The 13,888-nt window shown below is 53.6% G+C and carries 17 protein-coding genes; 3 read left to right on the forward strand and 14 right to left on the reverse strand.

Annotated elements, in window-relative coordinates; translation table 11 throughout:
* The 9 genes from ACE38U_RS21770 to fkpA all read right to left on the reverse strand — a co-directional run.
* Positions 1-87: GTP-binding protein (locus ACE38U_RS21770; RefSeq protein WP_002436303.1), on the reverse strand; the 87-nt coding region annotated here is incomplete at its 3' end.
* A gap of 71 nt (positions 88-158) precedes the next feature.
* Positions 159-2,273, reverse strand: coding sequence for an elongation factor G (gene fusA, locus ACE38U_RS21775; protein ID WP_038478200.1), 2,115 nt, complete (start codon positions 2,271-2,273; stop codon positions 159-161).
* A gap of 93 nt (positions 2,274-2,366) precedes the next feature.
* Positions 2,367-2,837, reverse strand: coding sequence for a 30S ribosomal protein S7 (rpsG, locus tag ACE38U_RS21780; protein WP_008457106.1), 471 nt, complete (start codon positions 2,835-2,837; stop codon positions 2,367-2,369).
* Positions 2,838-2,932: 95 nt separating this feature from the next.
* A complete protein-coding gene (rpsL, locus tag ACE38U_RS21785; RefSeq protein WP_008457105.1) occupies positions 2,933-3,307 on the reverse strand; it encodes a 30S ribosomal protein S12 in 375 nt (124 codons plus the stop codon).
* A gap of 124 nt (positions 3,308-3,431) precedes the next feature.
* A complete protein-coding gene (tusB, locus tag ACE38U_RS21790; protein WP_038478197.1) occupies positions 3,432-3,719 on the reverse strand; it encodes a sulfurtransferase complex subunit TusB in 288 nt (95 codons plus the stop codon).
* A gap of 7 nt (positions 3,720-3,726) precedes the next feature.
* Positions 3,727-4,086: a sulfurtransferase complex subunit TusC gene (gene tusC / locus ACE38U_RS21795; protein WP_375530515.1), complete on the reverse strand. Its 360-nt coding sequence runs from the start codon at positions 4,084-4,086 to the stop codon at positions 3,727-3,729.
* Positions 4,086-4,472, reverse strand: a complete 387-nt coding sequence (gene tusD / locus ACE38U_RS21800; RefSeq protein WP_038478191.1) for a sulfurtransferase complex subunit TusD — start codon at positions 4,470-4,472, stop codon at positions 4,086-4,088. Before tusD ends, tusC begins: the two co-directional genes overlap by 1 nt.
* A complete protein-coding gene (locus ACE38U_RS21805) occupies positions 4,472-5,200 on the reverse strand; it encodes a helix-turn-helix transcriptional regulator (RefSeq protein WP_038478188.1) in 729 nt (242 codons plus the stop codon). The genes tusD and ACE38U_RS21805 overlap by 1 nt, the downstream gene beginning before the upstream one ends.
* 208 nt (positions 5,201-5,408) lie before the next feature.
* On the reverse strand, positions 5,409-6,239 hold the full coding sequence (gene fkpA / locus ACE38U_RS21810; protein ID WP_038478185.1) for an FKBP-type peptidyl-prolyl cis-trans isomerase: 831 nt from the start codon (positions 6,237-6,239) through the stop codon (positions 5,409-5,411).
* Positions 6,240-6,470: 231 nt separating this feature from the next.
* Between fkpA and ACE38U_RS21815 the strand changes: the two genes are divergently transcribed.
* On the forward strand, positions 6,471-6,689 hold the full coding sequence (locus tag ACE38U_RS21815; RefSeq protein WP_038478182.1) for a protein SlyX: 219 nt from the start codon (positions 6,471-6,473) through the stop codon (positions 6,687-6,689).
* A gap of 52 nt (positions 6,690-6,741) precedes the next feature.
* On the opposite strand, the gene slyD is transcribed toward ACE38U_RS21815, so the two are convergent.
* The 4 genes from slyD to kefG all read right to left on the reverse strand — a co-directional run bounded on the left by slyD (position 6,742) and on the right by kefG (position 10,138).
* Positions 6,742-7,326 carry a peptidylprolyl isomerase gene (gene slyD, locus ACE38U_RS21820; RefSeq protein ID WP_176982017.1) on the reverse strand — a complete coding sequence of 195 codons (585 nt, stop codon included), beginning with the start codon at positions 7,324-7,326 and terminating at the stop codon, positions 6,742-6,744.
* A 98-nt stretch (positions 7,327-7,424) separates the two neighbouring features.
* Positions 7,425-7,625: a YheV family putative zinc ribbon protein gene (locus ACE38U_RS21825; protein ID WP_016538480.1), complete on the reverse strand. Its 201-nt coding sequence runs from the start codon at positions 7,623-7,625 to the stop codon at positions 7,425-7,427.
* Between the two features lie 156 nt (positions 7,626-7,781).
* Entirely contained in the window at positions 7,782-9,587 is a 1,806-nt protein-coding gene (kefB, locus tag ACE38U_RS21830; protein ID WP_038478176.1) for a glutathione-regulated potassium-efflux system protein KefB, read from the reverse strand.
* The gene (gene kefG, locus ACE38U_RS21835) at positions 9,587-10,138 is read right to left on the reverse strand and encodes a glutathione-regulated potassium-efflux system ancillary protein KefG (protein WP_176982020.1); all 552 of its coding nucleotides are present in this window, start codon (positions 10,136-10,138) and stop codon (positions 9,587-9,589) included. Before kefG ends, kefB begins: the two co-directional genes overlap by 1 nt.
* Positions 10,139-10,262: 124 nt before the next feature.
* Here kefG and ACE38U_RS21840 point away from each other — a divergent pair, with 124 nt between their 5' ends.
* On the forward strand, positions 10,263-12,167 hold the full coding sequence (locus ACE38U_RS21840) for an ABC transporter ATP-binding protein (protein WP_038478170.1): 1,905 nt from the start codon (positions 10,263-10,265) through the stop codon (positions 12,165-12,167).
* Between the two features lie 41 nt (positions 12,168-12,208).
* Here ACE38U_RS21840 and ACE38U_RS21845 read toward each other — a convergent pair whose 3' ends face one another.
* The gene (locus ACE38U_RS21845; protein ID WP_038478167.1) at positions 12,209-12,811 is read right to left on the reverse strand and encodes a LysE family translocator; all 603 of its coding nucleotides are present in this window, start codon (positions 12,809-12,811) and stop codon (positions 12,209-12,211) included.
* Positions 12,812-12,871: 60 nt separating this feature from the next.
* On the opposite strand from ACE38U_RS21845, the gene ACE38U_RS21850 reads away from it, so the two are divergent.
* On the forward strand, positions 12,872-13,888 hold the full coding sequence (locus ACE38U_RS21850) for a hydrolase (RefSeq protein ID WP_052049001.1): 1,017 nt from the start codon (positions 12,872-12,874) through the stop codon (positions 13,886-13,888).

Raw genomic sequence — 13,888 nt, forward strand, 5'->3', positions numbered from 1 at the left:
AGTCAGAGTGGTTTTACCGTGGTCAACGTGGCCGATAGTACCAACGTTAACGTGCGGTTTTGTACGTTCAAATTTTTCTTTAGACACGGCTATATTCCTTACTATTGTGCTCTCCCCTTCGGGAGAGAGCACGGGATCATTGTGTTAAAAGCGTTGGCTTATTTGCCACGAGCTTCGATTACGGCCTGAGCAACGTTGTTAGGTGCGTCATCATACTTCAGGAATTCCATGGAGTAAGATGCACGACCTTTGGTCAGAGAACGCAGCTGAGTTGCGTACCCGAACATTTCAGACAACGGAACTTCAGCATGAATCTGTACGCCAGTAGCGTTAGATTCCTGGCCTTTCAGCTGACCACGACGACGGCTAAGGTCACCGATAACGTCACCAGTGTTCTCTTCCGGAGTTTCAACTTCAACCTTCATGATAGGCTCAAGCAGAACTGGTTTAGCTTTCTTAAAGCCATCTTTGAAGGCAATAGAAGCGGCCAGTTTAAACGCCAGTTCGGAGGAGTCAACGTCATGGTAAGAACCGAAGTGCAGACGCACGCCGAGATCAACAACCGGGTAACCCGCCAGTGGACCAGATTTCAGCTGCTCCTGGATGCCTTTATCAACGGCAGGGATGTATTCACCAGGAATTACACCACCTTTGATGTCGTTGATGAACTCGTAACCTTTAGGGTTAGAGCCCGGCTCCAGTGGGTACATGTCGATAACAACATGACCGTACTGACCACGACCACCAGACTGCTTGGCGTGTTTACCTTCGATATCGGTAACTTTCGCGCGAATCGCTTCACGGTAAGCAACCTGAGGTTTACCGACGTTCGCTTCAACGTTGAATTCACGCTTCATGCGGTCAACGATGATGTCGAGGTGCAGTTCACCCATACCGGCGATGATGGTCTGGTTAGATTCTTCATCAGTCCATACGCGGAATGATGGATCTTCTTTAGCCAGACGGCCCAGAGCCAGACCCATTTTTTCCTGGTCAGCTTTGGTTTTCGGTTCAACAGCGATGGAAATTACCGGTTCTGGGAATTCCATACGCTCCAGAATGATCACGTTGTCCGGATCACAGATGGTATCACCTGTAGTCACGTCTTTCAGGCCGATTGCCGCAGCAATGTCGCCCGCGCGAACTTCTTTAATCTCTTCACGTTTGTTAGCGTGCATCTGAACGATACGACCAAAACGCTCACGAGCTGATTTAACCGGGTTGTATACGGTATCACCGGAGTTAACCACGCCAGAGTACACGCGGAAGAACGTCAGGTTACCTACAAACGGGTCGGTAGCGATTTTGAATGCCAGAGCAGCAAATGGCTCTTCGTCGCTAGCGTGACGCTCGGATGGAGTGTCTTTACCGTCGTCCAACATACCGTTGATAGCAGGTACGTCAGTTGGTGCTGGCAGATAATCGATTACCGCATCCAGCATCGCCTGAACACCTTTGTTCTTAAATGCAGAACCACAGGTAACCAGGATGATTTCGTTGTTCAGAACGCGCTGACGCAGAGCAGTCTTGATTTCTTCCTCGGTCAGCTCTTCGCCGCCCAGGTATTTTTCCATCAGCTCTTCAGAGGCTTCTGCAGCGGACTCGATCAGGTTCTGGTGCCATTCGTCAGCCAGGTCCTGCATGTCAGCCGGGATATCTTCGTATTCGAAGGTAACGCCCTGATCTGCATCGTTCCAGTTGATGGCTTTCATTTTCACCAGGTCGATAACGCCGGTGAAACCTTCTTCAGCACCAATTGCCAGCTGAAGCGGAACAGCGTTCGCGCCCAGGCGGGATTTGATCTGGCCTACAACTTTCAGGAAGTTTGCACCCATACGGTCCATTTTGTTAACGAACGCGATGCGTGGAACTTTGTATTTGTTAGCCTGACGCCATACGGTTTCAGACTGTGGCTGAACACCACCAACTGCGCAGTAAACCATTACTGCACCGTCAAGAACACGCATGGAACGTTCAACTTCGATGGTGAAGTCAACGTGCCCTGGGGTGTCGATGATGTTTACGCGGTGCGGTTCATACTGCTTAGCCATACCAGACCAGAATGCAGTAGTTGCAGCGGAGGTAATGGTGATACCACGCTCCTGCTCCTGCTCCATCCAGTCCATGGTTGCAGCACCGTCATGAACTTCACCGATTTTGTGGTTTACACCGGTGTAGAACAGAATACGTTCGGTAGTCGTGGTTTTACCGGCGTCGATGTGTGCACTGATACCGATGTTACGGTAGCGTGCAATGGGTGTTGTACGAGCCATTTGATTCCTCTATATCCTGGGACGTTCAAGTTAAGTAACCCAAAGCGGGCAGCTTCATGAAGCGCCCGCTTGGGTAACACTACGAAGGATTTATTACCAACGGTAGTGAGCGAACGCCTTGTTGGCTTCAGCCATACGGTGAACGTCTTCACGTTTCTTAACTGCAGTGCCTTTGTTTTCTGCAGCGTCAGACAGTTCATTCGCCAGGCGAAGAGCCATGGATTTATCACCGCGTTTACGAGCAGCTTCTACGATCCAACGCATTGCCAGGGCATTACGACGAACCGGACGAACTTCAACTGGAACCTGATAAGTAGAACCACCAACGCGGCGGGACTTAACTTCGACGGTCGGACGGACGTTGTCCAGAGCGACTTCGAAAGCTTCCAGTTCGTTTTTACCAGAACGCTGAGCCAGGGTCTCCAGCGCGGTATAAACGATAGATTCTGCAGTAGATTTTTTACCATCTACCATCAGGATATTTACAAATTTAGCCAGCAACTCTGATCCGAACTTAGGATCCGGCAGAATTTTACGCTGACCAATCACGCGACGACGTGGCATAGGAATACTCCGTTGTTAATTCAGGATTGTCCAAAACTCAAAGAGTTTATTTTGACATTAATTTAAAACGTTTGGCCTTACTTAACGGAGAACCATTAAGCCTTAGGACGCTTCACGCCATACTTGGAGCGAGATTGCTTACGGTCTTTAACGCCGGAGCAGTCAAGCGCACCACGAACGGTGTGGTAGCGAACACCTGGCAAGTCTTTAACACGACCACCACGGATCAGGATCACGGAGTGTTCCTGCAGGTTGTGACCTTCACCGCCGATGTAGGAGGTGACTTCAAAACCGTTAGTCAAACGCACACGGCAAACTTTACGCAGTGCGGAGTTTGGTTTTTTAGGAGTGGTGGTATATACACGAGTACATACACCACGTTTTTGCGGGCAGGCTTCCAGCGCAGGCACGTTGCTTTTTGCAACTTTGCGTACGCGTGGTTTGCGAACCAGCTGGTTAACTGTTGCCATTAAATAGCTCCTGGTTTTTGCTTTTGCTTCGTAAACACGTAATAAAACGGCCTCATATAATATGAGGACGCAGAATTTTAGGGCTGAGCCGAAAAGGTGTCAAGAAATATACAGCATTCCGCCATCACCAGGCGAACTGCTGGTCATGTTTTATCACTAATCTGACGAAGTCAGTATAGTCGACAAGCCCAATTTTGGGTGAAATTTGAACAGCCAGGCCACGGGCTTCAACATCTTCTCGTAGAACGTTGACAGTAATGGGGGCTGAAAGCAGTAATTCAAGCGCCCGGCTGTTATTCAGCGCGGCAATCACGCCATCTTCTATCAGCAGCAGATCGTCGCCAGGCTGCACATAGCGCAGCATCTCGCTGATATCACACTGAAAGGGCGACTGACGTAGGGTATGCAGCATGGGTGCCTCAGAAGGTGAGTACAACATCGTACTGGTTTAACTTTTCCCTCAGTGCATCAGGCTCCAGCACTTCGGCATCGATAACCCAGGATGACTGAGCCGACAGCCCTCTCTCGCTCAATGAAGCTGCACAGAGAAAACATTGCTCGATGTCGTACAGCGGCAAAACGCGGAAGGTAGCGATGTAGTCTCTGCCCAGCACTTTTGCCGGCTGTTGATTCGGCAGGAGCTGCAGAACGCCGTCACCGACAAAGAACACGCCGATATCTTCAGACAGCGCCGACGTTGCCAATAACGCATCCAGCCCTTCCCGACCAGACGTGCTGCCGTGCGGCGCAGAGCGGAACACAAAAGCCACACGCTTCATCAGAATTGCACCATTCTTTCACAGGTCAGCGCGGCTTCCGCCAGCGCTCCCAGCCCACTAAGCGTAAAGCCGGGCTGAAGATTACTGACGTTGAGTCCCAAAGATTTCGCCTGTTCTTCATCGGTCACACCGCGACGCAATGCCGCGGCAACGCAGATGTGCAGCGCGACACCGTGCTGCGAGCTCAGCAACTGCCACTCGCGGACCAGATCAACCTCATCGTTTGCCGGCGCGGTCAGCTGATTAGCGTTATAAATCCCCTCGCGATAGAAAAAAACGCTCTCAAGCATATGGCCTTCCGCCAGCAATGCTCGGGCAAACAGCAGCGCGCTACTCGCCTGCTGAGTACCATAAGCCGGCCCGGTAACCATCAACGCAAAGCGCATTACTTATCCTGGCCGAGGAAGTCGCCGTTTTTGAACTGGCGGATGTAGAGATAAACGGTGTGCTTGGAAATGTTCAGGCGGTCGGCAACCTGGTTAATCGCATCTTTGATATCGAAGATGCCTTTCTCGTAGAGGTTAAGGACTATCTGGCGGTTCTTAGCGTTGTTCGACACGTTGCGATCGGCATTCACTTCTTCGATTGTGAATTCAAGCGTTTGCATCACCAGGTCTTCAACGGAGGAGGCAAAGTTCACCGAGGACGGCACTTCCTGATCCTGCGTTTCTGGTGGCACAAAGGTCGACATAATCTGGGAGAACGGCACGTCGAGGTTCATGTTGATGCACAGCAAACCAATCACGCGCTGGTCACGGTTGCGAATCGCTATGGTCACCGATTTCATCAGAACGCCGCTTTTCGCGCGGGTAAAGTAGCACTTTGATACGCTGCTGTCGGCGCCGGTCATATCGTGCAGCATGCGCAGCGCCAGATCGGTGATTGGCGAGCCTATTTTTCGCCCGGTATGTTCACCATTAGCAATACGAATGGCTGAACATTTCAGGTCCTGCAAGGAATGCAGAACGATTTCGCAATGGGAGCCAATCAGCATCGCTAACCCGTCCACAACCGCTTCATAGGATTTTAAGATTTCGAAGTCGGTTTGCTCAAAAGGACGCTGGTCCAGTAAATCGAGTTCACTGGTTTCGTTGGTTAAAAGCGAATTGGACATGTAAAAATACCACCCTCTAATGAGAGCCTGTCGCGCTTTGATGGTGTCAGGGCAGACTCATACTCGGTTGAAACGCTGCCCGCTAAGGTAATACAACGTAAGACGTGCTTTCCAGTCTTTATTCTCCTCATTGCGCGTGGGGGAAAATAAAGCAAGTCCCAAAAACAAAACCGCCGCCCGATGGGCGGCGGTTCAAACTGCCAGCAAATTACTTGCTTTTTGCTGCGTCAGCCGCTTTGGCATCCGCTGCTGCTGCAGGTTTAGCGTCAGCTTTTGGTGCCTGTTTAATGTCCAGCAGCTCAACTTCAAACACCAGCGTGGAGTTGGCAGGGATCCCTGGAACGCCAGTTTTACCGTAAGCCAGCTCTGGTGGAATAACCAGCTTGATTTTACCGCCTTTCTTGATGTTTTTCAGGCCTTCAGTCCAGCCTGGGATAACGCCATCAAGACGGAAGGAAAGAGGCTCACCACGGGTGTAAGAGTTATCAAACTCTTTACCGTCGATCAGCGTACCTTTGTAGTTAACCACAACGGTATCGGTATCTTTTGGCGCATCGCCGGTCCCGTCTTTCTCAACTTTATACATCAGACCAGTAGACGAAGTTTTAACGCCTTTCTCTTTGGCGAAAGCATCGCGGAAGGTTTTGCCTTTGTCTGCGTTCTGTTTAGCGTCTTTTTCCATTTTCTCCTGAGCGGAGGTTTTTACGCGAGTCTCAAACGCCTGCAGAGTTTGCTCGATGTCCTGGTCAGACAGTTTGCTCTTATCAGCAAACGCATCCTGCACGCCCGCGATCAGCTGAGCTTTGTCCAGAGTGATGCCCAGTTTCTCTTGCTCTTTCAGGGAGTTTTCCATGTAACGCCCAAGTGAAGCACCCAGCGCATAGGCCGCTTTCTGATCGTCGTTCTTAAAGGCAGCTTTGCTGTCAGCCTGAGCGGCAGCAGGCGCATCTTTCGCAGCAGCGGGTGCGGCAAAAGCAGGAGCATTAAGGGCAACGGCCATTGTGGTCGCCAGAAGCGTTACTTTAAATAATGATTTCATCCATTTCTCCAAGGGCCGGGGCCTCTCACCCCAGGTTTTTCAAATAAGCTAAGTGACGTACTATAACGTCGTGAAAGAAATCTACACAATCTCTCAGCGAGTTATCGAGTCAAATTGAGATTCTTTTTGTTTAAAGAAGTTTCCTTCAAAGTGCTTCTGCGCTGTAAAGCTGAGTCATTTTCAGTAAAATCACCGCATATTGTCCATCCCGCAGGCAGAAGAGGATCCGCCATGCACCCTAAATCCACCGAACAACGGCTGGAAGATCTCGAGAGTCGTCTCGCATTTCAGGAGATAACGATTGAAGAGCTGAATCAGACCGTGACGGCGCACGAACTTGAGATGGCCAAACTTCGCGAGCATTTCCGCCTGCTGGTTGAAAAACTAAAGGCAAGCCAGCCGTCGATGATCGCCTCTGAGTCTGAAGAGACGCCGCCGCCGCATTACTGAATTGCAGATGTAAAAAAGGCCGCTAATGCGGCCTTTTCTCTCTTTACAGCGATCAGTGGCAGCCACAGCCGCCGTTGCCGCAACCACCTTTACCCTGCTCGTGGCCATGGTCGTGATCGTGGCCATGACCGCCGCAGCAGCCGTCATGATCGTGGTCGTGATGATGATCGTGCTCGCCGTGAACGTGGCCGTGAGCCAGCTCTTCTTCGGTCGCTTCGCGAATCGCCACAACTTCAACGTTGAACTTCAGGTTCTGGCCAGCCAGCATATGGTTGCCGTCAACCACAACGTGCTCGTCTTCCACTTCGGTAATTTCAACCGGAACGGGACCCTGATCGGTTTCCGCCATAAAGCGCATACCAACCTGCAGCTCGTCAACGCCCATGAAGACGTCTTTCGGTACACGCTGCACCAGGTTTTCGTCGTACTGACCGTAAGCGTCGTTTGCGCCCACTTCAACGTCAAACTTGTCGCCAACTTCGTGACCATCCAGCGCCGTTTCCAGGCCAGAAATCAGGGAGCCGTGACCGTGCAGGTAGTCCAGCGGCGCGCTCACCGGAGACTCATCGACCAACACACCGTCTTCTGTACGTACCTGATAAGCCAGGCTGACCACCAGGTCTTTTGCTACTTTCATGATATCTCCTGAACGAGCGTAGGGAAAAAACTGGCGCAGATTGTAACGGAAATCTGCGCCGCTGTACTCTCTAGCTTAAAAAAAGCTGCTTCATCTCGCTAGTCTGGATGGAAAATCCCTATCACCTGTTCCTGTTCACGAACGTGCTCGCGAACCTGCTTATCCGCCTCGCGCATCTGGTGGCCGCACTTCACGCACTCAACGATATCGACGTTGTTCTCACGCCACAGGGCAAGGGAATCCTTCGCCTGGCACTTGGGGCAAACGGCCCCGGCAATAAAACGTTTACGCACTGACATTTGCTTCACCTGATGTTCTGAAAAAGAGGGAAAACGCGTGGTTTTTCCCTCTTTTTGGTTATCTGGCGAAAATCAATAAATTGATTTTCCTGGTTTATTTCTTGCTTCCGCCGATCAAATCTCTATCGTAGGTTATTTCTTCAACGGGCTGGCTTACTATTCAAATTCGTCCCAGCCGTCCAGCTGCCGACGCTCTTGTTGCATTTCACGTTCGAAAATCTCTTCCAGCTCACGGCGGGCTTCACGCACCCTGGAAATCTGCGCGCTATCGGTATGGATGGGCATTAGCTCACGCAGCATACGCATATCCAGACGGCGGAAGTGCTGCTGCGCGCGGTGCGCCTGATGCGGATGCATGCCTAGCGTGAGCAATGCTTTACGTCCCAGCTCGAGGGCACTGGAAAAAGTTTCCCGCGAGAACAGTTTAACGCCGGCCTGCAGCAGTTCATGTGCTTCAACACGCCCGCGAGCACGCGCCAGAATGGCAAGGTGTGGAAAGTGTTGTTGACAGAGGTGGACAATCTGCATCGTATCCTCCGGCTCATTGCAGGTAATAACAATGGATTTCGCCGCTTCTGCGCCAGCAGAACGCAGCAGCTCCACTTCCGTCGCATCCCCGTAATACACCTTATAGCCGTACTTCCTCATCAGGCTTACGGCGCTGATATCCCTTTCAAGGACGGTGATTCTCATCTTGTTAGCCATCAGCAGGCGGCCTATGACCTGACCAAAGCGCCCAAACCCGACGATGATGACCTGCGGATGATCGTCCTCAACGTAAGGCGTCTCTTCGGTCTCATCACCAGGGTTAAAGCGCCGGGCAAGTATGGCATCCACGCCTTTCATCAGCAGCGGCGTGGTCATCATCGACAGCGTCACCGTCACCAGCAGCAGCGGCATTTGCTCGCCCTGGAAAAGCTTCTGCGAGGCGGCCGCAGAAAACAGCACGAAGGCAAACTCCCCGCCCTGGCTCAGCACCCCGGCAAACTGCAGCCTTTCAGAGCTGCGTAAACCATAGACGCGAGACAGGCCATACAAAATGGTGGCTTTTACCGCGACCAGCGCCACCACGCTGACAGCAATCAACAAAAGATGGGTAAACAACACGCCCAGGTTTAGCGCCATGCCGACAGAGATAAAGAACAGCCCCAGCAGCAGCCCTTTAAACGGATCGATAGCAATCTCAAGCTCGTGGCGATATTCACTTTCGGCCAGCAGCACGCCGGCCAGAAACGTCCCCAGCGCCATGGAGAAGCCAAGCGCATCCATAAACAGCGCCGACCCAAGCACCAACAGCAAGGACGCCGCGGTAAAGACTTCACGCACGCCGGAACCCGCAATAAAGCGGAACACCGGGCGAAGCAGGTATCGCCCGCCAAGGAGCATGCCGATAAACGCCAGCGCCTTCAGGCCAACTTTAATCCAGTCGGTATGATCATCCCCGTTACCGGCCAGCAGCGGCACCAGCGCCAAAGCGGGGATCACCGCCAGGTCCTGGAACAGCAGCACCGAAAAGCCCAGTTGGCCGGACTCGCTGCGGTTCATGCTTTTGTCTCGCATCAGCTGCAGCGCCATCGCCGTCGACGACATCGCAAGACCGATACCGCCCACAACCGCGGCCTGCCAGGAGAAGTTCGTCAGCATCAGCAGCCCGGCCAGCACAATCGCACTGAGGATAACCTGCGCGGCCCCAACCCCGAATATAGAGCGCCGTAGCTGCCATAATTTCGACGGATTCAGCTCCAGGCCGATGATAAACATCAGGAACACCACGCCCAGCTCGGAGAAGTGCAGAATTTCATCGACGTCGCTGATAAAACCTAAGCCCCACGGGCCAATGGCGATGCCTGCCAGCAAATAGCCCAGCACGGCACCAATACCTAAACGAGCGGCAATGGGCACGGCAACAACCGCCGCAAAGAGGAACAGTACGCCCGCCAGCAGCAAATCAGATCCTTCCATCAGCGCCCTCCCATCGGCAACGGATTCGCCAGCCACTCGCCGTAGGCTTTCGCGTGGCTTTCCAGCTCCGGCTTAGACTGGCGGCGCGCCCAATAAACGATAATCGGCATCAGCCAGTGCATCTTGCACATTGCGGCGGTGAGCTCAAAGGGGCGTAAAATTTCCGTTAAGGGAAAGCGGTTGTAGCCGTCATAGCGGTAGGCGCCCTCCGGCTCGCCGGTGGTTATCACGCTGCGCCAGTACTTTCCCGCCAGAGCGTTGCCTCCAACGCCGCTGGCAAAGTCGCGGCTTAGAACGCGATCCATCCACTCCTTCAGCAGCGCAGGGCAGCTGTAGGTGTAGAGAGGGTGTTGAAAAACAATGACATCGTGCTCGAGCAGCAATGACTGTTCATGGTAAATATCGATAAAAAAATCGGGATAGTGCGCGTAGAGATCGTGCACGGTCACATTTTCAAGCTGCAGAGCCGGCTGAAGCAAAACCCGGTTAGCCACCGAGTCCTGGGATTCCGGATGGGCATACAGCAGCAAAACTTTCGGCGGCTGCGACATCATTACCCTCCAGGGCGTCGTCATAGTCATTATTTTGGGCTACCATGCAGCCCGACCTGTTGCCCAGGCGACATGTTAACGAATTACAATGACAATTTAACATACTCTGAACATACGGCGCTTTATGATTGTTTTCTCCTCGTTACAAATTCGTCGCGGCACCCGCGTTCTGCTGGATAACGCCACCGCCACTATCAACCCCGGGCAAAAAGTCGGCCTGGTGGGTAAAAACGGCTGTGGAAAATCCACGCTGCTGGCGTTGCTGAAAAACGAGATAAGCGCCGACGGCGGCAGCGCAAGCTTCCCCGGCAACTGGCAGCTTGCCTGGGTTAATCAGGAAACGCCCGCGCTGGCCATGCCAGCCATAGAGTACGTCATCGATGGCGATCGTGAATTCCGTAAGCTGGAAGCCGAACTGAACGCGGCAAACGAACGCAACGACGGCCACGCCATTGCGTTGGTCCACGGCAAATTGGATGCGGTAGATGCCTGGACCATTCGTTCCCGCGCTTCCAGCCTGCTGCACGGCCTGGGCTTTAGCAATGAACAGCTGGAACGTTCGGTAAGCGATTTCTCGGGCGGCTGGCGCATGCGTCTTAACCTCGCTCAGGCGCTGATTTGCCGTTCCGACCTTTTACTGCTTGATGAACCAACTAACCACCTCGATTTGGACGCGGTCATCTGGCTGGAACGCTGGCTGAAAAGCTACCAGGGCACGCTGATCCTTATCTCTCACGACCGCGACTTCCTCGATCCGGTGGTCGATAAAATTATCCACATCGAACAGGAAAATATGTTCGAGTACACCGGCAACTACTCTTCGTTCGAGATCCAGCGCGCGACTCGCCTGTCTCAGCAGCAGTCGATGTTTGAGAGCCAGCAGCAAAAAGTGGCCCACCTGCAAAGCTTTATCGACCGCTTCAAGGCCAAAGCCTCTAAAGCCAAGCAGGCGCAAAGCCGCGTGAAGATGCTGGAACGCATGGAGCTGATTGCCCCGGCGCACGTCGATAATCCGTTCCACTTCAGCTTCCGGGCGCCAGAAAACCTGCCCAACCCGCTGCTGCGGATGGAAAAGGTTAGCGCAGGCTACGGCGAGCGGGTGATCCTGAACTCCATCAAACTGAACCTGGTTCCCGGCTCGCGTATTGGCCTGCTGGGCCGAAACGGGGCGGGTAAATCCACCTTAATCAAGCTGCTGGCCGGTGAACTAGAGCCTCTGCAGGGCGACATTGGCCTCGCCAAAGGCATCAAGCTCGGTTACTTCGCCCAGCATCAGCTGGAATACCTGCGTGCCGACGAATCGCCGCTCCAGCATCTGGCCCGGATTGCTCCCCGCGAGCTGGAACAGCAGCTGCGCGACTACCTGGGCGGCTTTGGTTTCCAGGGCGATAAAGTCACGGAGCAAACGGCACGCTTTTCCGGCGGTGAAAAAGCCAGGCTGGTACTGGCGCTGGTTGTCTGGCAACGCCCTAACCTGCTGCTGCTCGATGAACCGACGAACCACCTTGATCTCGACATGCGCCAGGCGCTGACCGAAGCGTTAATTGACTTCGAAGGGGCGCTGGTTGTGGTCTCGCACGACCGCCACCTGCTGCGCTCCACCACGGACGATCTCTATCTGGTGCACGACGGCAAAGTGGAAGCTTTCGACGGTGACCTTGAAGATTACCAGCAGTGGCTGAGCGACCTGCAAAAGCAGGAAAACCAGCCTGCCGATACCGCGAAGGATAACGCCAACAGCGCGCAGGCCCGTAAGGACCAGAAGCGCCGTGAGGCCGAGCTTCGCACGCAAACCCAGCCGCTGCGTAAGCAAATCACCCAGCTTGAAAAGCAGATGGAAAAGCTGAACGCTCAGCTTGCAGGGGTAGAAGAGAAACTGGCAGACAGCGCTATCTACGAGCAAAGCCGTAAAGCCGAGATGAACGAATGTCTGCAAACGCAGGTAAAAGTGAAGTCGGCGCTGGAAGAGTGTGAGATGGAATGGCTGGACGCTCAGGAACAGCTTGAGCAGATGCTGCAGAGCGACTAAACGCTAAGTTTTCCCTCTCCTCGCGAGGAGAGGGTTTGCCCTCAACGCCAGATAAGCAACACGCAGGCCGCGGTTAACACGCCCATGCTAACGTTGAAAATGGCCCAGGAGCGGCGGCTGCGCAGGAACAGGCCAATCAGGCTGCCAAAGGCTATCCAGATTACGCCGGCCACGATGTTCACCAGCGCAATGCCTACGCTAATCATCGCCACGGAATGCAGATAATCGGCGCCAGCCAGACTGAAGCTTGCCACGGCACCCAGCGCCATCAGCCAGGCTTTAGGGTTTATCACCTGCAGCAGGCCACCCTGCCAGAAAGGTACCGGAGACGGCGGGGCAGCATCCGTTTCCAGCCGCTCGTATTTCGCGGTACCAATTTTCCAGGCCAGCCACAAAAGATAAACGCTACCGGCAATCTTCAGGATAAGGTGCAAAGCCGGATAAAGCAGGATTAAACTCCCGACGCCGAAGGCCACCAGCACCAGAATGCACTGCATCCCGAGCATGATGCCAATCATCAACGGCAGGCTGCGGAAGAAACCGTAATTCGCCCCGGACGCGGTAAGTAGCGTATTATTAGGGCCAGGTGTAATCGCGGCGACCCAGAGAAAGCCCAGCATCGACAGAAAAAGCGTTAAGTCCATGAATTGGGTGCTCCACACCCGAAGAATAATTAGCGAACTAAACGAAACTAACAGTGTGATATGGCCAGTACAAGTCCTTTAGAATTGAATATTCATCATGATGAAGGTGACGATTTCCGCCCGATGCGCGGACTCAGTAATCCGCATCTGCAAACCATGATCCCACGTTTGATTCGCCGCCGAATCAATTTCAAACCTCACTGGCAGCGCCTGGATATGCCGGACGGGGATTTTGTCGATCTTGCGTGGAGCGAAGATCCGCAAACCGCCATGCAAAAACCGCGTCTGGTGGTGTTTCACGGCCTGGAAGGCAGCCTTCACAGTCCCTATGCTCACGGCATGATTGAAGCGGCCAAAAAGCGCGGCTGGTTAGGCGTGGTGATGCATTTTCGCGGCTGTAGCGGCGTGCCAAACCGCAAAGAGCGCATTTATCACTCCGGCGAAACCGAAGACGGCACGTATTTCCTCGACTGGCTAAATCAGCGCTATGGCGAAGTCCCGACCGCTGCGGTTGGTTTTTCGCTGGGCGGGAATATGCTCGCCTGCCTGATGGCAAAACAGGGCGCGGCCTGTACGCTGAAAGCGGGGGTTATCGTCTCCGCACCGTTGATGCTCGAGCAATGTTGCTATCACATGGAACAAGGCTTCTCGCGCGTTTATCAGCACTATCTGCTGAACCTGCTGAAGAAAAATGCCGCCCGCAAGCTGAAGAGCTACCCCGGTTCGCTGCCTATCGACCTGCGTAAACTCAAAAGTCTGCGCCGGATTCGCGAGTTCGATGACCTGATTACCTCAAAAATTCACGGTTTTGCCGACGCGCTGGACTACTACCGCCAGTGCAGCGCCATGCCGCTCTTGCCGGACATTGCCTCGCCAACGCTGATTATTCACGCCAAAGACGATCCGTTTATGGACCACCACGTGATCCCGGACCGCGAAACGCTGCCGCCGAATATCCACTATCAGCTCACCACCTATGGCGGCCACGTTGGCTTCGTTGGCGGCACGCCGCTGCGCCCGCAGATGTGGCTTGAGCAGCGCATCCCTGACTGGCTAACCCGCTTCCTGGACCACTGA

The sequence above is a fragment of the Cedecea selenatireducens genome (assembly GCF_042138895.1).
Classification (GTDB): Bacteria; Pseudomonadota; Gammaproteobacteria; order Enterobacterales; family Enterobacteriaceae; genus Cedecea; species Cedecea selenatireducens.